The organism is Pseudomonas sp. H11T01, assembly GCF_048515765.1.
Classification (GTDB): Bacteria; Pseudomonadota; Gammaproteobacteria; order Pseudomonadales; family Pseudomonadaceae; genus Aquipseudomonas.
On the sequence record NZ_JBLYED010000006.1, the window covers coordinates 21502 to 45544 of the forward strand.

Consider the following 24043-nt stretch of genomic DNA (forward strand, 5'->3'; position numbering starts at 1 on the left):
GAGTCCTACTTGGATCATGCACGCCGCAGCGTAATGATCGAAATTTCCCGTGGCACACCGATGCGCAAGGGTAGCCAGTGGCCCAGTCCGGAAGTGACGTCGAGAGAGGTTGCCCCGTCGCGATAGATCCCATGCATATAGTCGTAAGCGACGATCACTGGCCGCCCGAAGAATCGTACCTGTCCACCGTGCGTATGGCTGGACAGGGTCAATACAGCACCACGCGAGGCAGCGATGGGAAAGAACTCGGGGTGGTGTGACAGCGCAATGAGCGTATCGCCAGGCGACGCCTCGGCGAACGCGAGGTCTGCGAACCTGCGCATGGCAGCATCCTGCTCGTCCCGTGGAAGCATGTGACGTCCATCCGAGGCGAGCGGGTAATCTACGCCGGCGATGCGCACCGGCACGCCGCACGGGTGCACTACAACACTGTTGTTGATGAGTACCTGGATACGAGGGTTGCGCGCACGCAAGGCGGCGACTACGGCGGCTTCGTTGGGGTACTTGTCATGATTGCCCAGGATGGAGAGCACTGGCAGTGCGTTACTTCTCTCCAAAGCATCCAGCGTCGGCTCCAGCTGACTGAGATCGTCGATGAGATCGCCAGTAATTGCCAGCAAGTCCACCTTACGCAAATTGACGATGTCAATCGCCTGGGCAAAGTCCTCGGGCACGATGAAATGTCCGATGTGGACATCACCTATGTTAGCAATCCGCAGTCCGTCCAAGCCTTCGGGCAGACCATCCACATGGACCACCTCTTCACGAACCACTGCTCCCCCCACGGTGCCGAAGCTCACACCAATCCCAACGATCAGTGAAGCTGCGACGAAAATCAGAGGCACGCGCATGCCGGTGGTCGAGCGTCGCCCTAGCAGACGACGCACAATCAGAAACAGCCCGACAGGCAGAATCAGGACCACCGCCGTCAGCACCGCACCCACCCACGCACTGACCAGCCAGCGTCCAGCTTCGCTCCACCCGCCCTTGAGTTCGGGTAGACGCCACCAAATGAGGTGTACGACGACGGCGAACACCCAGAACGCCAAGATGCAAGCTCGCTTGCGCGCTGCGCGACCTGTGACCAGAAGAAATAAGCCTATGACGATCGTCAACACAATCGAACGAATGAACACAAACTCATAACTCATAGCCCACTCACTCCTTGTTTATGGCGAGGGCCTTGGCCAAGTCTTCGCCATACTCTCTCAACGCATCTGCAGGATGATCGGGTTGCTGCTGGCCGGATTGGTTCGCTCACGCAGCCCCTTCACCTCGTCAGCCTTCACCGCCCCTCCCTGATTGCCCCAAGACGTGCGAACGAATGTCAGTACATCGGCGACTTCCTGATCAGAGAGTTGGTTGCGGTACGGGGGCATGCGATACGAATCCGGAATGCCGTTGGCAACAACACGCTCGGAGCCGTTCAAGGTGGCATTAATGCTCGTAGCACTTTCCTTCACCATCGATGAAGATGCGCCTGCCAAAGGAGGTATCCACGGCGCCTGCCCGCTGCCGTCACTGCCGTCACTGCCGTGGCAACTGCTGCACTTGGCCATATAGTTGGCTGCCCCAGGTGTCGACAATGGAGTTTGTTCAGCCGTCTGTTTGGTCGCTGGCTTCCATGGCGGCCCGTCACGTTTTGGGTCGCCCAGCAACGACACCAGGTAATGCGCAATAGCTTTCAGATCCGGGTCGGACATGTATTGCGTCGAGTTGTTGAAGACTTCCGCCATGGTGCCCACGACAACGCTGTGAGCGTTACGTCCAGTTTTCAGGTAGTCAACGATCTCCTGCTCACTCCAGCGACCCAATCCAGTGTTCGGATCCTGGCGCAGACTCGGCGCGTACCAGCCGTCGAGCAGCGAACCGCTGAGAAAAGTGGGACTGCCTTCATCCAGCGATTTTTCGTTCATTGTCAAACTGCGTGGGGTATGGCAGCTGCCACAATGCCCCGCGCCTTGGACAATGTAGGCGCCGCGGTTCCAAAGCGCATCCTCTGACGGCTTGGCCTGATAGGCACCGTCATCGACAAACGCCGCATTCCACAAAGCGAGCGGCCAGCGCATGTTGAGCGGCCAAGGGATGTGGCTTTGCTGGTTCTGCTGTTGCGCCGGCTTGACGCCGGCCATGAAGAACGCATAAAGCGCCCGCACGTCATCGTCGCTGAGCTTGGCATAGGATGGGTATGGCATAGCGGGGTACAGCCGGTGACCATCGGCCGCGACTCCGCTGCGCACCGCGCGATCAAAATCGGCCAGGCTGTAGTTGCCGATACCGGTTTGTTTGTCCGGGGTAATGTTGGTGGCATAGATCGACCCCATCGGGGTCGCCATTTCCAGGCCACCGGCAAACGGCGCGCTTTTGGGCGTGCTGTGGCAGGCCACGCAATCGCTCAGCCTGGCAACATATTCACCGCGTTGGACAAGCTGTGCATCTGTCGATGGTGCAGCTGTCTCATCTGCAAAAGATGAAGATGGCGTGCGATTGACGAACCAGCCCAAGCCAGCCGCCACGACGATGCCTGCTGGCAGCAGATACTTTATAGTTTTATTCACGAACCATTCCTCATCAGGTGTCGAAGCGGTACTGCGATAGAGGCATGCTGCGAATTCGTTGGCCGGTCAGTCGCGAGACGGCGTTGGCAACCGCCGGCGCTACCGCTGGCAGAGGTGGCTCACCGATTCCGCCCATTGGCGCACCACTTTCCACCACGCGAACATGGACCCTGGCCATCATCTCGGGTGTGAGAATGCGGTAGAGGTCGTAATTGCGCGCCACCGGCGTGCCGCCTTTGTAGATGGCTTGTTCGATCAGGGTCTGAGACAAGCCAAGCGCCACGGCGGAGTTGACCTGGGCCTCGATGATGGCGGGATTGACGATGCTCCCCGGATCGATGGCCTGCCAGATGTCGTGAACTTTCACGCCTCCGTTGCTGATGGAGACCTCAGCGATCACTGCGGTTTCCGTACCAAACGGGGACGCCATCGCGACGCCCCTGGCTCGCTTGGTACCATCTTCAGCTGTGAATGGCCCACGCTTCCAGCCGCCAGACAGCTCGGCCACTGCTTGCAGCAAGTTGCTCAGCCGCTTGTCATCCCGTAACAATTTGGCCCTTAATTCAAAGGGGTCCTGGCCGCCGGCATCCGCCAGTTCATCCAAAAACGCTTCATAAAGAAAATCGTTGATGGAATTCCCTACCGAACGCCAGTAGCCCAGCATGATCGGGGTCTGCGAGTACAGTTGGGCGATCCGACGATGGGGGATGGCGTATTTTTTACCGGTCAGCCCCTCGACGGCAGTAGGGTCGATCTTTTCCCCTTGCTTGTTTGCAATGCCCTCGGTGGGCCCTTCCGTGGCGCTGATCGCCTCCAGAGCCACGGGCATGCCTTGTTCATCCAATCCGCCGCGAAAACGCACTACCGCTGAAGGCCGAAGCACATCGCGCAAGAATTCTTCCTCACGACTCCAGATCACCTTGATCGGACGGCCTGTGGATTTGGCCAATTGGATCGCTTGAGGGTAAGGCGATGCATGCGGGTATAAAAAGTGCCGACCGAAAAAACCACCCAACAATGGTGAGTGGAGAGTGATTGCGGCAGGGTCAAGGCCGGTGATTTTGGCGACATCCGCCAAAAACAGATCGGGGGCCTGGTTCGGCAGCCACAGATCGAGTTTGCCTTGAGCGTCGAAGCGCGCCAAGGCCGACGGCGGCTCCAATTGGGCGTGGTTGAGGTACTGGGTATGGTAGGTCGCGGTGATGACTTTTTTAGCACCGGCGAGGCCTTGCTGCAGGTCGCCCGCACGTTCGGCCTCGTCCCCTGCCCCGGTGGTTTTGCTCAATTGCTCCGAGTAGGCGTGCGTGTCGAAATCAGCCGGCATGTAGCGCACACTGGAATCGCCGGAGGGCTCCAGCCATTCCACTTGCAAGGCTTCGACGGCACGCTTGGCAACCCACCAGCGTTGCGCGACGACAGCGACCGCACCCTCAAGACGGTGTACCGAATCCACGCCCTTGAGATTGCGAATCTGCTCCTCATTGCGCACGACGCCCACCTGCAGGCCCAGCCTTGGCGCATGCTGCACCGCAGCATGAAGCATGCCCTCGACGCGAGTATCGATAGTGTATTGCGCCTTGCCAGTGGATTTGTCGTAGACGTCTATTCGCTGGACCGGCTTACCGATCCAGCGGAATGTGGCAGGGTCGCGCAGAGTAACGGTTTGCGGATCGGGAATGGGCAAATCGAGCGTTAGCGGCGCGAGTTCACCGTAACTGATTGATCGATTGGAAGCGGCATGAATGACCCGCCCTGGTTCAGTAGTCAACTGCGCCAGAGGCACCTTCCAGTGGGATGACGCGGCCTGCAATAGCATCAGGCGCGCCGATGCGCCCAGTCGGCGCATGGTCATGTAGCTCGCGCGCATGGAACGGCTACCGCCCGTGAAGCGCATGCCACCTTCCATGACTTTGAAGTCATTCCCGGGCGGTGCGTTCTCCACCAGAAAACTGGCTGGATCTACATCGAGTTCCTCACCCACGACCTGGGCCATACCCGTGAAGATGCCCTGCCCGCCCTCAATAAAGGGACTCTGCAGGCGCACTGTGTTATCCGGGCGAATCTCCAGAAATGCCGGCACACGTGTTCCGGGCGTTAATGCCTGGGCGTTTTCAGCGGCGCGTACCGAGCCAAGGGGAATTCCGAAGCTGATAACCAGCGCCCCCGCTGCGACTCCTGCGGATGCCTGCAAAAAGCGCCGACGGGAGACGTTCACAGATTGCCCATCGATTAGTACGCCGTGCTCGGCGATTGAATCATCCAGTTTTGACATGGTGTTCCCTTCTGCTTGCATTCAAAGCTCAACCTGACAGGAGACCTGTCCAGCCCCTTCCAAAGACTTCAGGCATTGCGGCGCAATCGGATGGCGCTGTCTCAGGAACCGGCAAGCTCATCGACGGCGGACTTGATCGCGTTGTAAGTGCCGCAACGGCAGAGATTGGTCATCGCCGCAGCAATGTCGCTTTGAGAAGGTTTGGGAATGCGCTGCAACAATGCAGTCGCGGCCATCACCTGGCCCGACTGGCAGTAGCCACACTGGGCGACTTGATGCTTGACCCAGGCAGTCACTACGCGCTTGCCCAACTCGTCGTCTTCAATGGCTTCAATCGTGCGTATTTGCTTGCCCTTGACGCCTTCAACCGGCGTAACGCATGAGCGAACCAGTATGCCGTCGACCATCACCGAACAGGCGCCGCATTGCGCCAGGCCGCAACCGTACTTGGTCCCGGTCAGCCCAATATCGTCACGAATCACCCACAACAACGGTGTGTCCGCATCTGCCTCAACCTCGTACAGAGTGCCGTTTACGTTGAGTTCCATTGCAAATATTCCTCGACTGAAAACATCAGAAAAAATGGTCAGGCGACTCACGGCTACTTGAGCGTTTGCCACCAGTGTTGAAATGTTTGAGGCCGACCATCAAGAAAGACGGTGCGACCAATGACAGGGGTCAACAGGGCATAATCACGACCTTCACTCGCAGCCGTTACGCGCTTGAAGGGATCATCCCAATCGTGGGGCGCAATGCTGAACCTGCCGACATGTCCTGGTGTGAAAGCCCTCGCACGAAGATCCTCGGCGGCTTGGGCAGCCTGCTCGGGATTCATGTGGACATTCGCCCATCGCGGGTCGTACTGCCCGGTATCCAGTGCGACCCAGTCAAAGGGGCCGTACCGTCGACCGACCTCGGCGAAGTGAGTGTCGTATCCAGAGTCTCCGCTAAAGAAAATTCGCCGTTGCGCTGACACCAGTGCATAGCCAACCCAGAGCGATTTATCCCTAGTGAGCGTTCGCCCCGAAAAATGTCGTGCAGGCGTCACGTAGAGGGTCAAGTCACTATCAATGGAGACCGATTCATACCAGTCGGCTTCACTCAGCTGCGCTTTTGCGTAGCCCCAGGCTTCAAAGTGCGCCCCTACCCCTAACCCTGTGACCACGTGATTGACTTTGGATCTGAGCGCCGTGATGGTCGGGTAATCAAGGTGATCGTAGTGATCATGGGTGATCAATAGCAGATCAATTTGCGGCACATCGTCTGCAGAGTAGAGGCTGGTGCCTGCAAAGGCCTCGTTTGCCAAGGGAATCGGTGCCGCATTAGTGCTGAAGACCGGATCGATCAGAATTCTCTTGCCGGCGAGCTGGACGAAGTACGAAGAGTGTCCGAGCCAGACCACCAGATCTTGAGCGATATCCAACGCCTTGAGGTCGGTTTTTACCGAAGGCAACACACTGTTGGGCCGCGGCTTACCTTTCTCGCCAAAAAAACTGTCCATCCAGATTGAAAGCTCTGTGCTGCCGGCGGTGTGCAGCGGTGTGGCGATCTGATTGCGAAACACTCCATTGGCGTAATGGGGTGAACGTTCGATACGCGCGAGCCGGTCGCCTTCGGGCAATCGTCCAAACAAAGGCGCTTGAAAAAAAACATACACACCGCTGACAAGCATGGTGATAACAGCCGCAAACACTATAAGCATCGGGCGTGCGCGTATTTTCATGGATGTCCTGTTCATGGAGATGCGCAACAGTGAACCGCAAGGAGGGCCCTGTTCGACGTAGATTTTCTTGAGTAAGCGATGCCACCGCGCGGTCTTGAAAAAGTGCGCACACTGATAAAACAAAGTATCAGGTGATCGTTCGAAAACACCGCGCCCGCAGCGATTGCTGCTATGAATCAGGCTGATCAATCAATCGATGAAAGATTCCTGCAGGCATGGGTGTGCCGCGCCAGCCATCGACGCGGGCTTTGTTGGACTTAGTTGTCGTAGAGAGCGGCGGCTCGCGCTCGCTGCACTGCCAGGTCGATCACCAGATCAAGCGCCGGTGTCTCGACACCGGCGAGCCGTGCGAGCTCCAATGGCGCTCTGAGTATCGTGTCGACTTCCATCGATCTGCCCAGCTCAAGGTCTTGCAGAATGCTTTGCTTATGCGTCGAAACGGACAATCGACCAAGCCCCTCCTCGACCTCTCCGGGATCGCACCCTAGTTCACGTGCAATCAAGGCGGCCTCCTTAGCCATCGCCTGGGCGGCTTTCGCAATCGTCGGGCTGGCCAGGGCTTGCTTCATCGTCGAACCGGTCAGAATGGCCAGGGCCCCGCCCGTCAAATTGATGACCAGCTTGGTCCAGATGGCGTCCCGTATCCTGTCGGTGACTTCAATCTCCAGCCCCCCGGCCCTCAAACACGCAGCCAAGGTATCCAGACGCGCATCCGGTTTCCCATCCGGGCGCCCGAGAATGAGCCGGTTACGTGGATTTTCAGCCTTGATCACACCCGGCGCGGTAACGGTGCAAGCGGTATAAGCGACCGCGCCCACGACGCGCTCCGGGCCAATTGCATTCGTCAACAGCGATTGCGGATCGATCCGTGGAAGTGATGCGCCTTCGAGCAGGCCGCTCTGCCCTTGAAGGTACCACCAGGGAATGCCATTCAAGGCAAACAACACCAACGTGTCATCACCCAATAAAGGCTTGATACCCGCCACGATCCCGGGAAGCGCTGGCGCCTTGACCGATACGATCACGACGTCCTGTTGCCCCAGCGACGAGGGATCATCAGTGGCCACTGGCCGACTCACGAAAACGCCGTCTTTTGTTTCCACGCGCAATCCATTTGCGCGGATGGCAGCCAAATGCTCACCCCGGGCGACCAGGGAAACCTCGGCCCCACCCTCAGCAAGTCTCGCTGCAATATGCCCGCCGACAGCGCCGGCTCCGTAAACGCAAACTTTCATTCTTCAGCTCCTCTGCACGCACTCCCGACGGACGAATCAAGGCGCCTCGCAAGGACGCCTTGAGTCATCCTGCGCTCGTGCAGTACCGATAATTGTTGAGGCTTAGCCGCAGATCAGCCGAGTTATGCAAACTGTTGTCGTTTCTGTATCGCCGCTGCGAGAAGAAATGAGATGTCGTTGCCGGTTGACACGTATCGCGCGCCCAATGCCACGAGCTCTTTGATCAAATCGGGCCGGCTGCCCAACCCCCCTACGCCGAGAACCTTATTGTTCGCCAGGCACGCATTCAATACGCGCCTGTAGGCGTTACGCACCAGTTCATGGTCCATCTCGCCAGAGACACCGAGAGCGCTGCTAAGGTCGTTGGCCCCCACCAGCAGGATGTCGACGCCCTCCACCGCAGCGATTTCCTCGACCGCATCAAGACCTTCCAGCGACTCGATCATGGCAATAATCATCGTCGCGTCGTCGAGTTGCTGGGTAGCGTCTACGGCGGGCAGGGATCGATAGTGGAACTGCGGGGGGGCACCGGCCACCGACCGTTCGCCCAGCGGGGCATGCTTGGCCGCTCGTACGATTGCCCTGGCATCTTCCGCCGACTGCACGCTCGGGACAATGATTCCCAAGGCGCCTGAATCAAGCACGCGTGCGATGAAGTGCGGGTCTGGGCTAGGCACGCGCACGAATGGAGTCACGTCCAGGCCGATACACGCCATGCATACTTGCCCAGCAGCCTCCAGGGAATAGCTGCTGTGTTCCATGTCGATGTAGATCGAATCGAAACCTGCCGTGTAGGCAATGCTGGCGATATCAAAGGTTCTGACAAGCCGAGAGGTCATCGAATAGACCGTCTCGCCCCTGGCGAGCTTTTCTTTGACCCCGTTCCTGAGTGACGCATTCGAAGCATTCATGTTTTTTATTCTCTGAAAAGATTCATGAGTAAGCACCGCACCATTGCCCAAGGCCTGTCGCAGAAGCGTCCTGGCCTTGGGTGGAATATGGGTATCAGGCCTTCAACGATGGCAGCGTTGCGGCTTCATCTTCAAAGCCATAGACCGACTTGATTTCCAGGTACTCTTCCAACCCAAACACACCCATCGAGCGGCCAATGCCTGATTGCTTGTAACCTCCCATTGGCGTCAAAGAGTTAGTCGCCGCGCCGTTGAAGCAAACACGCCCGGCACGCAGGCCGCTGGCGAATTCATACGCCTTGCGTCGGTCCTCGCCAAATACATAGCCACCCAACCCATAAGGCGAGTCATTGGCAATTTCCAGTGCCTGCGCCTCGGAGGAATAAGGCACCACCACCAGGACCGGCCCGAAAATCTCTTCGCGGCAAATACTCATGTCCGGCGTCACATCGACGAACACGGTAGGACGGGTGAAAAAGCCGCGCTCAAGGCCTTCGGGGCGTCCCAGTCCGCCAACGATCAAACGTGCGCCTTCATCGATGCCCGTCTGGATGTGACGCTGAATGCTCTTGAATTGCGCTTGGCTGACAATCGGGCCCATCGTCGTGGCGGGATCACGCGGGTCTCCGAGACGGAACTGGTTTGCTTCGTCGGCCAGGAAAGGAATGATCTGCTCCACTTGGCTTTCATGCACCAGCATGCGACTCGGGGCGTGGCAGGATTGCCCCGTGTTGAAGAAGCAGCGCTGAACGTTCCAACGTGCGGCCTTTTCCAGATCGGCGTCCCGAAGCACAATATTGGCCGACTTCCCGCCCAGTTCCAGGCATACGCGCTTGATCGTACGCGCCGCCGCTTCGCCTACCTGAGCACCTGCGCCAGTCGAGCCCGTGAAGGAAATCATGTCGACATCGGGGTGACTCGACATCGCCTCGCCGATCACACGACCCGAGCCATTGAGCATGTTGAAAACGCCCTTGGGTACGCCCGCGCTATCCAACACCTCCGCCAGCAGAATGGCGCTGACCGGTGAGTTGATGCTGGACTTGGACACGACCGTGCAACCGGCGGCCAGCGCATAGATCAGCTTGATGACGGTCGTCTGGATCGGCCAGTTCCAAGGTGAGATCAGTGCGCACACCCCCTGGGGTTCGCGGCGAACGATCGTGTTGCCGATCCGTGCCTCGAACTCGTAGGTTTTCAGCAGGTCGCGAGCGACCTTCATATGCTCGATCGGCCCCATGACCTGAGCCCGAGCGCTGCGAGGAATGCCTACCTCCTGCGCAATGGCCTGGACAAAATCATCGACACGCCGTTCGTAGGCTTCGATGATCCGGGTGATGAGGTCGTAACGCTCATCAAGGGAAGACTGCGAGTAGCTTTTGAATGCACGTCGAGCCGCGGCGACCGCGGTATCCACCTCTTCAACGGTCGCCATTGCGACTGTCGCAAAAACCTCTTCAGTGGTCGGGTCAATCAGCTCCTGCCGATGGGTCGTTGCAGACTCTACCCATTCACCGTCGATATAGAACTTGGCGTAATCCTTCATCTTGCTGGTGCCTCCTACTGTTATGCGGCGGGCGTCTGGAATCAGCTGCTGTGGGTATAGCCACCATCGCAGGCGATGGTCTGACCGGTGATGAACGACGCCGCCGGGGTAGCCAGGAACAACATGATTCCGACGAGGTCGGTGGGCAGCATTCCACGGGGAATGCACTGCAACGCAGCCGCGCGCTGACGCAGCTCGACAGTCGGATTGGCGACCCGCTCCACTTCCGTGGCAACGCTACCGGGGCGAATGCAGTTCACGGTGATGCCATGCGGTCCGAGCTCTCGGGCAAGCGAGTTGGTCATGCCGATCAGCGCCGATTTCGACGTGACGTAGTGCAGGTAATTCATCGTGCCGCGGGGTACGGCGTCCGAGGAAATATTGATGATTCGGCCGAATTTTGCGTCACGCATGGCCTGAGCAACGGCACATACGCACAGATAGGTGCCTGTGATGTTGACGTGCAGGACCTTCTGCCATTGCTGATAGGGGATCTGATCGAACGCGCATTTCTCCAAGGCTGCAAAAATCGATGCGTTGTTGATCAAGACATCGATACGCCCATGAACCTTCAGGACCTGCGCGACCATGGCGTCAACCGAGGCCTTGTCACCCACGTCGACTTGTACCGCCAGGGCCTGACCACCCGCGACTTCAATTTCTTGCACGACCGAAGCGGCCTTGTCGAGATTCAGATCAGCGATGACCGGAAAGGCGCCCGACGCTGCGTACTGCCGGGCCAGTTCGCGACCAATGCCCTGGCCCGCACCGGTGATGATCACAACCAGTTCCTTCACACTGAAATCACGCGCCTGCAGCGGAACGCCGGAATCGGCGGGGGCGTGGGTAATGGATGATTCGCTCATGTCTATTCCTGGATTGAGTTTTTTGTGAGGTCACGGGGACCTTATTTTTAAGTTGTTGTGAGTCACGCTTGGCCCTGGAAGAACCCAAAACATCCTGCTCGCCCTCAACCTCTGATCAAGGGGCCTGACCGGCAACTGCCCGCCTTAGCCCCAAAGCCCCCGGTCATCGACGACTGATGCAAAACGATGAAAACACCAACCTGCCAATAGAATTATGTCGAATTGTGGGATTTGTCAAGACAATCGACATGCATAATGAGCTACCCAGCAACCGGTCAATAACGCCCTCTCCCGCCAAAATTCCCTTTATAAGGCTGCTCATAACCGTGAAACGGCAACAAAAAAGCGGACAACGTCAGCTCGTCATCTGGATCAATTCAAAATTTGACGATATCTCACAGTGCGGGATATATTTAATCTGTGGTTGCAAATCGACCTGGGATACCCATCACTACACGGGCGCCGAAAAACATCCCGCTGACAGGATTGAATAATCCAGCCACGACCAACATTCAGTTAAACGAGGAATGAAAAATGCGAGTAGGCAAGGCTGCAGACACGAACAGTGAAATGGTTGGAACCATGCGTGAAGGCAAGCTCGCGCAAAAGCATCTGCTGTTTGGGGAAGATGGTTCGCCAAACAACTACGACTTGAACATGGGCCGGGCGGGTTCCGGGGGCTGGAGAACACCGCGCCATCGGCATAATTTCGATCAGATTCGCTACGTCATCAAAGGCCTCCTGCCGTATGGCGAGAACCAGTTTCTCAAGGAAGGCTGGGTGGGTTACTTTCCGGAAAGCGTACCTTACGGCCCTCAGGATCGTTCCGAGGGGCTTGAGACGCTCGTACTGCAGCTTGGCGGTGCCAGCGGTTTTGGCTACCTGAGCGTCGCCCAGCGTGAATCGACAAACGCGATCCTCAACGAGAAAGGCGAGTTCAGAAAAGGCCTTTATTACTGGAAGGATGAGCATGGCAACGAGCAAAGCATGGACGGCTCCGATGCCTGCTTCGAACACGCGACCGGGCGCAAGCTGCAGTTCGCCGAGCCTCGCTATACCGATGTGATTGCAATGAACTCCGATGCCTTTGACTGGCTACCAGAGGGTTCGGAAGGTGTCTCGGTCAAGTGGCTTGGCACCTTTACTGAACGGAACATGCGCATCGGTTTTATTCGACTGGACGCAAACGCTGTGTTTGGCGCCGGCCAGCACCCTTCACTCCAAGTCCTCTACCTCACCAAAGGCCAACTCGCCGTTGGCAATGATGAATATGGCCCCGAAACCGGCTTTGAATTGCTGGCCAACGAAGGTCCCGTCGCCATGCGCGCGCTCGAGCCGACCGAGCTGCTTTGTGTGGTCTTCCCGCAATTCTAAAGACGATAGCCGCGCCGTCTCGATAGCGACTAGTGCCGTGAGCACATCGCGAGCAGCGCCGCGGTCGGGTAGGACTGCAAATAATTATTCAAGGGATACTCCAATGTCTAATGCAAACAATAAGATCACCCTCAACGACCCTGAGCTACTGAGAAACCAGAACTACATCAACGGTCAGTGGGTGTCCGCTGATAGCGGTGCTGTAATCGAAGTTCGCAACCCCTCGACCGGCGAGCTCGTAGGCACGGTCCCATCAATGGGGGCAGAAGAAACCCGCCGGGCAATCGAGGCCGCCGGAGCAGCTCTCCCTGCCTGGCGCGCCATGACTGCAAAGGCGCGTGGCGCGATCATTCGTCGAATCGGCGAATTGATGCTGATCCACAAAGACGACCTGGCTACCATCATGACCGCCGAGCAAGGCAAACCATGGGCGGAAGCCAAGGGAGAAATCGAATATTCGGCTGGTTTCCTGGAGTGGTTTGCCGAGCAAGGGCGCCGCGTGTACGGCGAAACCATGCCTGGGCACGTACCGGGCCGACGTGTCTTGATCACCAAAGAGCCGATCGGGGTTTTCGCTGCGATCACACCGTGGAACTTCCCGTCGGCGATGATCACTCGTAAAGCTGGCCCAGGTTGGTCGGCAGGCTGCACCGGGATTATTCGTCCCGCCTCGCAGACGCCCTTTTCTGCCCTGGCCATTGCAGTACTCGCCGAGCGCGCTGGCATGCCCAAGGGCGTTTGCAATGTCATCACCGGCCCTTCAGGAGCGACCGGTGGCGAACTGACCGGCAATCCGATCGTGCGCAAGCTGTCTTTTACCGGGTCGACCGAAGTGGGCCGCGTGCTGCTGGAGCAATGCGCCAAGACCATCAAGAAAACATCCATGGAACTGGGAGGCAACGCGCCCTTCATCGTTTTCGATGACGCGGACCTGGATGAGGCGGTCAAAGGCGTCATGGCATCGAAATTCCGTAACACCGGGCAAACCTGTGTGTGCGCCAACCGCATTCTGGTCCAAGATGGCGTCTACGATGCCTTCACCGAAAAGTTGAAAGTGGCCGTGGAGGCCTTGTTCGTGGCGGACGGCATGGAAGAAGGAGCCACCCAAGGACCGCTGATCAACCAGGCGTCTGTGCTTAAGGTCGAGCAGCACATCAACGATGCCCTGGCCAAAGGTGCATCGGTCATCACTGGTGGCGCCCGGCACGCAAGGGGTGGCAACTTCTTCCAACCTACCGTGCTGGCCAATGTCCCGAAAGATGCGTTGATCTTCCGCGACGAGACCTTCGGTCCTGTCGCCCCGCTGTTCCGCTTCTCGACTGAAAAAGAAGCGATCGACCTTGCCAACGACACACCGTTCGGCCTGGCGAGCTACTTTTACGCCCGGGATCTGGGCCGCGTCTTCCGTGTGGCGGAAGCCTTGGAGTACGGCATCGTCGGCATCAACGAAGGCTTGATCTCAACGCCTGAAGTACCCTTTGGGGGCGTCAAGGAAAGTGGCCTGGGTCGAGAAGGCGGCCATAACGGTATCGAGGAATACCTCGAGATTAAATACATGGCGCTGGGCGGCCTGTAAGCCGATTGCGTCTGGGCATTATGGTAAAGCGCGGGCGCGTTATGCGCCCGACGCCCTCTGATGGCTATTCTTTCGCTGACTGAATATCAGCCCTGCCAATTCGTCATGCGCGAAGGCTCATGCTCGCCTCGTAAACGCTTCACCTCAATCGCCAGACGCCTCCTACCCCAAGCTCGTCGTTGCCTCTGAGCTGCTCCTCCAAAAACTCACAAAAACCTTGGGCTGCCGGAGAAATAGCACGTGTGCTTGAATGGTAAATACACACCTGCCTGGTGACTTCCGGCTGAACAATTGGCCGCATCGTCAAACCGAGTAGTTGGGCCAGTAATCCCACGTATGCCGGGCCCAGTGTGGCTGCCATACCCTGCGCTGCAATCCCCAACGCCGTGCTGACGTTCTCGACAATGTCCACGGGAATGATTCGTCCCTGCTCGAACTCTCCACCGTGAGTGAGCGCGACGGTGCGTTCATAGTCGCGACCCGCGACCACAAGCGGTTGCTGCCTTAACTGACTCCACGGGATGTTTTTATATCCGGCAAGCGGATGGCTCGCCGAGCACCACAGCACCCAAGGACTTTTGAAAAGATCCATCCGCACAATGTCATCTCCCACGGGCTGATCGGCGCCAATAGCAAAATCGGCGTCTGCATTGCTCACCATATCCACCAGGCCATCCACTGGTGCGTCGCGTATACGAATTACAAGCTTGGGCCGCGTCCGGGTGTACTCCTTGATCAGCGCAGGAAGGACCGAACTGGCCATGATTAGTGGAGCCGCAATCCGAACGACACCTGAAGCCCTGTTGCAGATGTCGTCCGCAGAGTTCTGTGCCAATTGCATGTGCTTGAGAACGCTCATGGCCGAAGGGAGAAACTCCCTACCTGCCGGGGAAAGGACGACGCTGCGCGTCGTTCGATCAAATAAACGAAGCTCTACAGCCAACTCCAGATCACCTACCAACTGGCTGACCGCAGAGCTTGAAAGACTCAGCTGCTCGCCGGCTTTGCGAAAACTTCTTGCCTGCGCCACTGCAACGAACGCAGCCAGCTGGCGCGGGGTGAAACGTGGATGCGGCATTGGGCGACCCTGTGATTATCCAGTTTTGCTTAATGATAGTCCGCAATTCATCGCTTGTTGATTGGAAGTGTCACCGGCAGATTGAAGGTGCTCACCAAACCCACGGACGGGCTGGACAGGTGCTCAAGGAAGCCCCCAATAACAATTTCCCCGAGTGAAAGCGCCACTATGTCAACGATCGATTTAAGCCATGAAATTGCGCGACATGTCGCTAATGCCCGCTACGAAAATCTACCTGGCGAAGCCATTGAGGCAGCCAAAAAATCCATTCTGGACACCTTGGGAGTCATCCTTGCCGGTAGCGGGATGGAGCCTGCAGTCCAAGGTGTAGCCGATATCGTACTGAACGGTGGCGGACGCCCGGACTGCTCCGTTCTGGGATTCAACAGCAAAGTTCCCGCCCCGATGGCCGCCTTCGCAAACGGGGTAATGGCCCACTGCCTGGATTATGACAACCAAACCCCGTGGGGCGCGCACCCTGACAGTTCAGTGGTGCCTGCGGTTCTCGCCATTGCACAGCATAAGGGCGGTGTCAGCGGCAAGGACCTGATCACTGCGGTAGCCCTGGGCGAGGACCTTTTCGTCCGCCTGCGATGCAACGTGCGCTGGAAGCAGGATTGGAACCTCTCCTCAGTCCTCGGGGTGTTTTCCGCCGCCGCAGCTGCCGGTCACATTCTGGGGCTGAATACGCAACAACTTGCTCATGCCCTCGGTATTGCGAGCATGCAGTCTGCCGGGACAATGGAAGTCATCTTCGGTATCGGCAGTGATCTGCGAGGTATGTACGCAGGCTTCACAGCCCAAGGCGCAGTGCTTGCGGCTCTGATGGCGGAGCGAGGGATAACTGGAATCAACGATCTGTTCGAAGGCAAGGCCGGCATTTTCAACGTCTACTTCGGCGGCGAATATGATCGCGCCAAAATGGTTGAAGAACTGGGCAAGACTTATTTTGGCGCTTCGATGATCTACAAAGCCTGGCCTGCGGTCGGCAACGTGCATACCTATATTCATGCAGCGATTGAAATGATGCGTGAACACTCTCTCAAGGCCAGCGAGATCGAGCAGATCTATGCCTACGTTGGCGATTTCCATATGCGCATGTGTACTCCCCTCGACGTGCGTCGCGCCCCGAAAACCCTCGTAGATGCGAAATTCAGTCTTCCTTACTGCGTTGCCTTGGCCCTGGCACGCGGGGAAATTCGAATCGGCGACTTCAGTTCGGCAGCGTTGGCCGACCCAGAGGTGCTTGCGTTAGCACAAAAAATCGTTCCGATTGAAGACAGTGATCTGGACTGGAAAGTGACGATTCCCGACGGCCGCCTGGAAATCCTCATGCGCGATGGCCGGCGGCTGCAGCGCAAAGGCGACAACGTCCCGGGCAGCCCGGAAACGCCGTTGTCCTGGGATCGACTGATTTCAAAATTCCGGGACTGCGCTTCGGTCGCTGCACATCCTGTGGCACCCGATGCCATCGATGCTGCCGTGCAGATGGCACGAAACCTGGAGTCCCTGGACGACTGCGCCAAGTTACTGAACGCCCTGAGCTAACCGCGAAGGCTCCCCCCTTGGCAGCCGGACACGTTCGGCTGCTTTTTTCCCAACGTTGAAACTTAGCCATTCATCCAACAATAAGAGGTGCATTCATGAAACGGTTCGAAGGCAGAGCAGTTCTGATAACGGGCGCGGCCAGCGGGATTGGCGCGGCTTGCGTGCAACGCTTGTACGACGAAGGTGCAAGCGTTGCAATCGCGGACATCGATCAGGCTCGAATCAACGATATAGCCGCTCGGTTCGATGAGCCCGGGCGGGTTTACGCAGCGGCACTCGATGTTTCTGATCCCGAGCAGGCAAAAACATTTGTCGCTGAAGCTCAAAACAAGTTGGGCAACCTGCATGGGCTGATCAATTGTGCCGGGATCAAAGGTGTCGGCAACGTTCTCGACTGCGATCTGGAAAACTGGAAGAGAGTGATGGCGGTGAATCTGGATGGCACGTTCTTGATGTGCCAAGCCTTCGCTCGCGCTGTCCGAGACGACAAGAGCCCGCGCGCAATCGTCAACATTTCCTCGGGTGCCGGCATCCTCGGCGTTCCGAATCGTTTGCCCTATGTCGCGTCGAAGTTTGGCGTTTCCGGCATCACCCGCACCATGGGTGCGGAACTCGGAAGCTTTGGAATCCGCGTCAATGCCATTGCGCCCGGGATGATCCGCACTCCGTTTACCGCCTATATGTTCGAAGACCCCGAGAAGACTAAGCGCATTCGTGCAGCGCACGCGATCGGTCGCGAAGGCGAACCAGAAGAGATCGCAGCAGTCGCGGCATTCCTGCTGACCGATGACGCAAGCTTCATGACAGGAGCGGTGGTCAGCGTCGACGGAGGACAGACAGCCTGCATCCCGCCGGTGTAACGCAGGGCAAAGGCCGGCACCTCCCGGTTGCGTTGCTTTAAAAGAAACGCAGGGAGAGTGCCGTCAGCCTGGCGAGAGTCTGCATGTGAGTCGCGGCCCCAAACAAGCCTCAGTAGGCCACAACGACACCAGGCGCTACGCAGAACAACGCTGAATAATAATAAGGGAGAACACCATGACAACTGCCGATGACACTGCGGCAAAAAAAGCGTTTCGGCGACTGATGCCGTTAATTATTATCTGCTATTTCGTCGCTTATCTGGACCGGGCAAATGTTGGGTTTGCCGCACTTCACATGAGCCAGGACATCGGCCTCACCGCCGCCGCGTTTGGGCTGGGTGCCGGGCTGTTTTTCCTGACTTACTTTTTGTTCGAAATACCCTCCAACTTGATGCTGGCCCGTTATGGCGCACGACGCTGGATCGCAAGAATACTGTTTACCTGGGGCCTTATGTCCGGGGCCATGGCCTTCGTAACCACGGATACTGAGTTCTATGCTCTGCGCCTGTTATTAGGTGCAGCAGAAGCAGGATTCTTCCCAGGAATCACTTACTTCGTGACGCTCTGGTTCCCCGCCCGTTATCGCGCTCGCGTTATGGGAACGTTTCTGTGCGCCGCCCCGATATCGCTATCACTCGGGGGCCCGGTCTCCGGCGTGCTTCTGGAGCTCGACGGAACCCTCGGTATTCCCGGCTGGCGCTGGATGTTTTTTCTCGAGGCGTTGCCGGCGATTATTCTCTCGTTCGTCATCCTCCGCTATTTGACCGATCGCCCCAACGACGCAACCTGGCTATCCCCCCAAGAGAAACAAGCACTCACTGCACGTCTGGCAGAGGATGCCGACGCCTGCCCTCCCTTGCCGCATGACAGCCTGCTTAGGGCATTGACCAGCGCACGGGTTCTGCTGCTAGGGCTGGCCAACTTCGCGATCGTCGTAGGTGCCTATGGTGTGAGCTTTTTCCTTCCCAGGATCATCAAGGAGTTTGGCCTTGGCGATCTGCAGACCGGATTAATTTCTGCCGTGCCTTATGCCCTGGCCGCAATGGCCATGATCTGGTGGGGAAAACGATCCGATGCCAGGCTAGAACGTCGTTTTCATACCGCCGCCCCGATAGTACTCGCAACGCTGGGCTTAGTCGCGGCGGCGTTGTTGAGCGATCCGCTTGCCCGGATGGCGGCATTTTCCTGCGCAGCGATAGGCTGTTGGGCTTCGATATCGCCATTCTGGTCGTTGTGCTTCAGCCAGATCCCCACGAAATTCGCTGCCGGCGCGATCGCCGCCATTAATGCGATAGCCAACTTGGGAGGCTTCACCGGTCCCGCCATCATGGGTTTTTTCCGCGACCGCACCGGTGATTTCACCGTGGGCCTGCTGATCCTGGCCGGCATAAATTTGAGCGCAGTGGCAATCGTGCTTTTTATCAACCGAACGCGCACGAAATATGTCCCGACCGTACAGCCTGAAACGTCACTCAGTTAGGAGATTTCCGTGAAAACTTACGCGCATTGGATTGACGGCAGTTATCGAAATCCGACCAGCATGCAATGGATGAACAGCGTCGATCCTTATAGCGGCGAGCCGTGGGCAAAAATCCCTCTAGGTTCTGCTGCCGACGCTGATGCTGCGGTCGCATCTGCCAAACGCGCCATGACGGTGGGCCCATGGGCAAGCATGAGCGCAACCGAACGAGGCAAAATCATGCGACGTCTTGGCGACATCACGCTGGAAAACATTGATCTGCTCGCTGAACTCGAAGTACGTGACAACGGCAAACTGTTCGCCGAGATGCGAGGGGCAATAAAAAACGTCGCTGATATCTGGTACTACTATGCGGGGCTCGCCGACAAAATCCAGGGCTCCGTGATGCCGATCGAGAAGACAGGCGTCGTCGCAATGAGCACCCGTGAGCCGGTGGGGGTCGTACTGGCACTGACAGCTTGGAACGCCCCGTTGAACTTCCTGGCACTCAAATGTGCCCCAGCGTTGGCAGCCGGCTGCGCTGCGGTCGTAAAGCCTTCCGAGTACTCTTCGATCAGCTCCCTTGAATTTGCGCAACTGACCAGGCAAGCAGGGTTGCCGGATGGCGTCCTCAACGTGGTAACCGGGCTTGGTTCGGATATTGGCGCGCCCCTCGTCGAGCATCCGGATGTCGCGATGGTCACTTTCACCGGATCCGATCTGACCGGAACAAAAGTGTGCGAAACTGCTGCACGCCATATGAAACGGGTCGCCCTGGAGCTGGGTGGTAAATCACCCAATATCGTCTTCGAGGACGCTGACCTGGAGCTGGCTGTTGCCGGAGCCGTATCAGGAATCTTCGGTGGCGGTGGTCAAATGTGCACGGCCGGCTCACGCCTGTTGGTACAGGGCTCGATCCTTGAAACCTTTACCGAGCGGTTACTGGAAAGCGCTCGGTCCGTGAAGCTCGGTAACCCCATGGATCCGGCCACCCAAATGGGTCCGATGTCCACCGCACCACAATACCGAAAAGTATTGGAATACATCGAGATCGCCCAGGGCGAAGGCGCGCATTGCATTCTGGGTGGCAAGCCCGCAACCGGACCCGGCCTTACAGGAGGCCAATTCATCGAGCCAACAATCTTTGTCGGTGTTTCAAACGGTATGCGTATCGCCCAGGAAGAAGTGTTCGGGCCGGTCTTGTCCGTCATTGCGTTTAACGACGAAGCCGAAGCCATTGCGATCGCGAACGACACCCCTTACGGGTTGGCTGCCGGTGTATGGACTCGTGATACCGGACGCTTGTTCAGAATGTCCAAAGCGCTGGAGGTCGGAACAGTCTGGGGCAACACTTACCGCACTTACAGCTACATGATGCCGTTTGGAGGCATGAAGCGTTCAGGCATCGGTCGCGAAATGGGGATCGAAGCTGTCGACGAGTTCCTGGAGACGAAAAGTCTCATGATCTCGATTGCAGATGCACGTCCGGGTAACAATTTCATCCCACGCTGAAGCATCGCTGAGTTACTTTTTACCCATTCCCTTCGGCGCTAGGCGGACTGGAAGCGGACATCCAACATGGCCGCTTCCAGCCCATGAACCCTCATTACTGATGGGAAAATAGCTTAAGTGCGTCCGCTACCCCCCGCGCCCGGAAAATAACGGAACCCTGCCCCCGACCACCGTCGTTCGCCACAAGATACACTTCCCGGGTGCCTGGCTTGAGAGCCATGCTGGTCGAAAACAAGAAGTGCCCTGTCTCTCTACCCGGAAGCAGAATCTGCCCGATCGGCAGCCCGTTGGGATTGATCACCAGTACACGTCCTTGGCTGTATTGCGCGACATAAACGTTGCCATCTGCGTCGACCCGCATCGAGTCAGGCGATGGCCCATGGAAACGGTAAACCACCACCGCTCCGAATGGCGCAATTGACTGAGCGTCTTTGAGCTCAACACGGTGCAGCAAACCCGTACCAAACTCTGTCACCCACAATCTCTTCCCGTCTGGGGACAGGGCTATGCCGTTGGCGTTCGCCATATTGGGCAGAATGGGCACGATGCTTTTGTGATCGGCTGGCACGTAATATACGCCGCCAGTGGGCTCGGTAGAAGTGCCTTTAAGGTCGGTAAAGTAGAAGCCGCCGTTCGCGTCGAATACCAGATCATCGACCAGCAGCCCCTTATCCGCGCCAATAATCACCTCAGGGTTTTTACCGTCTGCGTCGTAGACCGTAAGATTGCCTGTATCTATGTAGTTACCCAACCCCGCGACAAACAAGCGGCCATCCTTGTGTATGGCGAGGCCTGCGGAACCACGCACGTTTTTCGCCACCACCACATGAAGCTGGCCCTGAGCGTCTATTTTCAGTACTTGCCCGCCTAGTACTTCCACAAACAACAAATTACCTTGACGGTCGAAGGCGGGTCCTTCCAATTGCCAGGCCTGGTCTGAGACTTTGAACCAAGGCTGCGCGATAACTGTTGGCAAATCCTTTTCCGCTGCGGGTATAGCGTGGAGCTGTTGACCCAGGGTCGGGTAATTCAGCGTGGGTATGCTGTCAGAATTATTGGCCAGTGACAGTCTGGAACTCAACGCTATCGCAAGGGCTACTAAAGTCGCTTTCTGCATGGAACAACACCTCTGTACTTATTTTTGGAGTGGAGTGTTTGGGCCTGCATGCTTTGGATGTGAATGAATAAAAACACAGGGACGTAGGCGTCTTTGACATACACCACCGTCCCAAGAACTTACCCATCCGTTCAGTTTGCCAAATCCCGCCCGCGGGTTTCTTTAACCAGACACCGCACCGCCAACACCGCCATAAGCGCTAGCGCCATGAAGTAGAAGATAAAGGCGTCGGGCGAGACATAGGCTGTCAACCACGACTTGAGGTAGGGCGCGGTTCCACCGAATATGACTGCCGAAACAGACGAAGGAATGCTGATCACTTGGGCGCGAACTCGGTTGGGAACCAACTCGCTCATGAAGGCGACTTCAGTAGAGGCCACCGCTGCGAAAAAGAACAAGCCGATCGCCATGGGCAACAGTATCTGGAGAAAGCCTGGGCCCAGCAAAAAATGCTGGAGCGGGTAAACAAGCAGGAAAATCGCACCAAATCCAACCGTGTAGTTGAAGCGCCGCCCCCGTCGATCTGAGATATAAGCCCAGATGGGCAACATGAACAGGTACATGACCTGCGCGACCAGAACCGCCCAATAAGCGTCCTTAGGTTTGGCCCCAAGCATGCTGATGGCGTAGTCGCCGAAGGTTACGAGCATGGTGTATGAAGCGACATAATTGGCGGGCCAGATCAGAAACAAAATCAGTACCGTTTTTTTGTACTGCCAGATCGTTCGCCAATAACCGTTATCTTCGAGCTGTGCCTGTTGCCTGGAATCTTCGAACGTGGACGATTCATTCATCCCATGGCGCAGGAACAAGGTTAAAAGCCCATAAAGAACGCCAATCGCGAAGGGGATGCGCCAGCCCCACCCTTGCATGTCTTCGGCGCTGAGAACCGAGCTGAGGATTACGCCGAACAACGTTCCCTGGATGATGCCAAGAATCAGTCCGATGGGATAAGCGCAGCTCTGCAGCGTTCGCCATTTCGGATCAGCCATTTCCCCCACATAGACGAAAGCCGAAATACTTTCCATGCCATGGGCAAGACCTTGCATCAGCCGAGCTACCACAAGCACAAACGCTGCGGCGGCACCAATGGAACTCGCCGTCGGGGCGCAGGCGATGACCAGACTGCCGAGGGTGGCAAGCATCAACGCCGATAACATGATTGGCTTGCGCCCGAAACGGTCTGCCAGTCTGCCGGCCAGCATCGCCCCAACCGGTCGCGCGAGAAACCCGATGGCGAAAATACCGAGTACATTAAGCGACGCTGCAAGCGCGCTGTCCTCGGGGAAAAACAATTTGGAAAAATAGGGCGCAAATGTCGCATACACCACGAAATCGTAATACTCGAAAGAGACACCCAACACGCCTCGAATCAATGATTTTCGGCGGGCCTTTTCAGCCGACAAGCCTCCCTTCGCCGTGCTGATATGTTGCTGGTCTTCAAGCAGTGTTGCGTAATGAGGGGACGAGTCGGCCACTTGGCCAAAGGAGTCTGTACCTGCCATTTTTATTATCCTTGTGATGACCGTAAGACAGCCGCCTTCCATCGCGAAAGACGACATCCAGGGATATTTCGCTCACTTGATGATCGATCCAAATGACGGGCACGGTGTTCGCCGAAATCAACGTGCCCTGATATCGCCGCCTCTCAATGGAAAGAACGACCACCGTCCACGGCCAAGGCTGTACCAGTCACGTAGGAGGACTCCTTAGAAGTCAGAAAAAGGATTGCCGCCGCGATCTCCGATGGATCGGCCAGTCGCTTGAGTGCGTAATTGCTGACGTTGCCCCGGTAACCATCCGCCATCGGGGTATCGACCATGCCGGGACAGACGCTGTTGACCCGTATCTGTGGTGCCAACTCCGCCGCCATGCACCGTGTCAGGTTGACCACCCCACCTTTGGAAGCCGCGTAGGCGCTAAGCCCCGGCGCATTCGGCAGCAGCCCAGCAGCTGAGGCGATATTGACGATGGTTGCGAAGGGTTCACCCGTCATCCAGCGCAGGCAGTTGCGCGATACGATGTAGGTGCCGACCAGGTTGATCTCGATCTGTTTGCGCCACTCAACGGCGGGCACGTCGAGGATGGAGCCCTTGCCCATGATCCCGGCGGCGTTGACGACACCGTCGATACCACCCATATCCCTCGCGGCTTGCTTAGTGACTTGCGCTACGGCCTCCTCGTCGCTGATATCGACAGCAAAACAAAGACCCCTGCCCTCGAACGCCGCGGTCAATGCCTCGCCATTCCTGTCGAGCAACGCAACTGTCGCCCTTTCCGCTAAAAAGCGCTCAGCCGTTGCTCGCCCGATACCCGAGGCGGCGCCGCTGATCACGATCCGCCGTCCGTCCAGGCGAGCGCTGTTGGATTGATGAAAAGCCTTATCGGTCATCTTATTGTTATCCCTT

19 protein-coding genes are annotated in these 24043 nt (G+C 57.3%); 6 read left to right on the forward strand and 13 right to left on the reverse strand.

Going from position 1 to position 24043, the window contains the following annotated elements:
• Nucleotides 1-14: 14 nt before the first annotated feature.
• The 9 genes from ACN1C3_RS09580 to ACN1C3_RS09620 form a co-directional block, all read right to left on the reverse strand.
• Nucleotides 15-1151: a metallophosphoesterase gene (locus tag ACN1C3_RS09580; protein WP_419115580.1), complete on the reverse strand. Its 1137-nt coding sequence runs from the start codon at nt 1149-1151 to the stop codon at nt 15-17.
• A 57-nt stretch (nt 1152-1208) separates the two neighbouring features.
• Entirely contained in the window at nt 1209-2558 is a 1350-nt protein-coding gene (locus ACN1C3_RS09585; RefSeq protein ID WP_419115581.1) for a c-type cytochrome, read from the reverse strand.
• A 13-nt stretch (nt 2559-2571) separates the two neighbouring features.
• Nucleotides 2572-4830: a molybdopterin cofactor-binding domain-containing protein gene (locus ACN1C3_RS09590; protein ID WP_419115582.1), complete on the reverse strand. Its 2259-nt coding sequence runs from the start codon at nt 4828-4830 to the stop codon at nt 2572-2574.
• Between the two features lie 101 nt (nt 4831-4931).
• A complete protein-coding gene (locus tag ACN1C3_RS09595; RefSeq protein ID WP_419115583.1) occupies nt 4932-5378 on the reverse strand; it encodes a (2Fe-2S)-binding protein in 447 nt (148 codons plus the stop codon).
• Nucleotides 5379-5431: 53 nt separating this feature from the next.
• Complete coding sequence (locus ACN1C3_RS09600; protein WP_419115584.1) at nt 5432-6553, reverse strand: MBL fold metallo-hydrolase; 1122 nt, start codon at nt 6551-6553, stop codon at nt 5432-5434.
• A gap of 257 nt (nt 6554-6810) precedes the next feature.
• A complete protein-coding gene (locus tag ACN1C3_RS09605; RefSeq protein WP_419115585.1) occupies nt 6811-7788 on the reverse strand; it encodes a ketopantoate reductase family protein in 978 nt (325 codons plus the stop codon).
• Nucleotides 7789-7910: 122 nt separating this feature from the next.
• A complete protein-coding gene (locus ACN1C3_RS09610) occupies nt 7911-8699 on the reverse strand; it encodes an HpcH/HpaI aldolase family protein (protein ID WP_419115586.1) in 789 nt (262 codons plus the stop codon).
• A gap of 94 nt (nt 8700-8793) precedes the next feature.
• Nucleotides 8794-10245: an aldehyde dehydrogenase family protein gene (locus ACN1C3_RS09615; protein WP_419115587.1), complete on the reverse strand. Its 1452-nt coding sequence runs from the start codon at nt 10243-10245 to the stop codon at nt 8794-8796.
• Between the two features lie 41 nt (nt 10246-10286).
• Nucleotides 10287-11111, reverse strand: coding sequence for an SDR family NAD(P)-dependent oxidoreductase (locus ACN1C3_RS09620; protein ID WP_419115588.1), 825 nt, complete (start codon nt 11109-11111; stop codon nt 10287-10289).
• 582 nt (nt 11112-11693) lie between these two features.
• Between ACN1C3_RS09620 and ACN1C3_RS09625 the strand changes: the two genes are divergently transcribed.
• Complete coding sequence (locus tag ACN1C3_RS09625) at nt 11694-12485, forward strand: hypothetical protein (protein WP_419115589.1); 792 nt, start codon at nt 11694-11696, stop codon at nt 12483-12485.
• A gap of 124 nt (nt 12486-12609) precedes the next feature.
• The gene (locus tag ACN1C3_RS09630) at nt 12610-14061 is read left to right on the forward strand and encodes an NAD-dependent succinate-semialdehyde dehydrogenase (protein ID WP_419115827.1); all 1452 of its coding nucleotides are present in this window, start codon (nt 12610-12612) and stop codon (nt 14059-14061) included.
• Between the two features lie 139 nt (nt 14062-14200).
• Here ACN1C3_RS09630 and ACN1C3_RS09635 read toward each other — a convergent pair whose 3' ends face one another.
• On the reverse strand, nt 14201-15139 hold the full coding sequence (locus ACN1C3_RS09635; RefSeq protein ID WP_419115590.1) for a LysR family transcriptional regulator: 939 nt from the start codon (nt 15137-15139) through the stop codon (nt 14201-14203).
• A 168-nt stretch (nt 15140-15307) separates the two neighbouring features.
• Between ACN1C3_RS09635 and ACN1C3_RS09640 the strand changes: the two genes are divergently transcribed.
• The 4 genes from ACN1C3_RS09640 to ACN1C3_RS09655 all read left to right on the forward strand — a co-directional run bounded on the left by ACN1C3_RS09640 (nt 15308) and on the right by ACN1C3_RS09655 (nt 20518).
• Complete coding sequence (locus ACN1C3_RS09640; protein WP_419115591.1) at nt 15308-16687, forward strand: MmgE/PrpD family protein; 1380 nt, start codon at nt 15308-15310, stop codon at nt 16685-16687.
• 95 nt (nt 16688-16782) lie between these two features.
• Nucleotides 16783-17547: an SDR family NAD(P)-dependent oxidoreductase gene (locus ACN1C3_RS09645; protein WP_419115592.1), complete on the forward strand. Its 765-nt coding sequence runs from the start codon at nt 16783-16785 to the stop codon at nt 17545-17547.
• 175 nt (nt 17548-17722) lie between these two features.
• Complete coding sequence (locus ACN1C3_RS09650; RefSeq protein WP_419115593.1) at nt 17723-19027, forward strand: MFS transporter; 1305 nt, start codon at nt 17723-17725, stop codon at nt 19025-19027.
• A gap of 9 nt (nt 19028-19036) precedes the next feature.
• Nucleotides 19037-20518 (forward strand): aldehyde dehydrogenase, encoded by a 1482-nt coding sequence (locus ACN1C3_RS09655; protein WP_419115594.1) that lies wholly within the window; start codon nt 19037-19039, stop codon nt 20516-20518.
• A gap of 94 nt (nt 20519-20612) precedes the next feature.
• On the opposite strand, the gene ACN1C3_RS09660 is transcribed toward ACN1C3_RS09655, so the two are convergent.
• The 3 genes from ACN1C3_RS09660 to ACN1C3_RS09670 form a co-directional block, all read right to left on the reverse strand.
• Nucleotides 20613-21635, reverse strand: coding sequence for an SMP-30/gluconolactonase/LRE family protein (locus ACN1C3_RS09660; RefSeq protein WP_419115595.1), 1023 nt, complete (start codon nt 21633-21635; stop codon nt 20613-20615).
• Between the two features lie 131 nt (nt 21636-21766).
• Nucleotides 21767-23140 carry an MFS transporter gene (locus ACN1C3_RS09665; RefSeq protein WP_419115596.1) on the reverse strand — a complete coding sequence of 458 codons (1374 nt, stop codon included), beginning with the start codon at nt 23138-23140 and terminating at the stop codon, nt 21767-21769.
• 143 nt (nt 23141-23283) lie between these two features.
• On the reverse strand, nt 23284-24027 hold the full coding sequence (locus tag ACN1C3_RS09670) for an SDR family NAD(P)-dependent oxidoreductase (RefSeq protein WP_419115597.1): 744 nt from the start codon (nt 24025-24027) through the stop codon (nt 23284-23286).
• Nucleotides 24028-24043 lie beyond the last annotated feature (16 nt).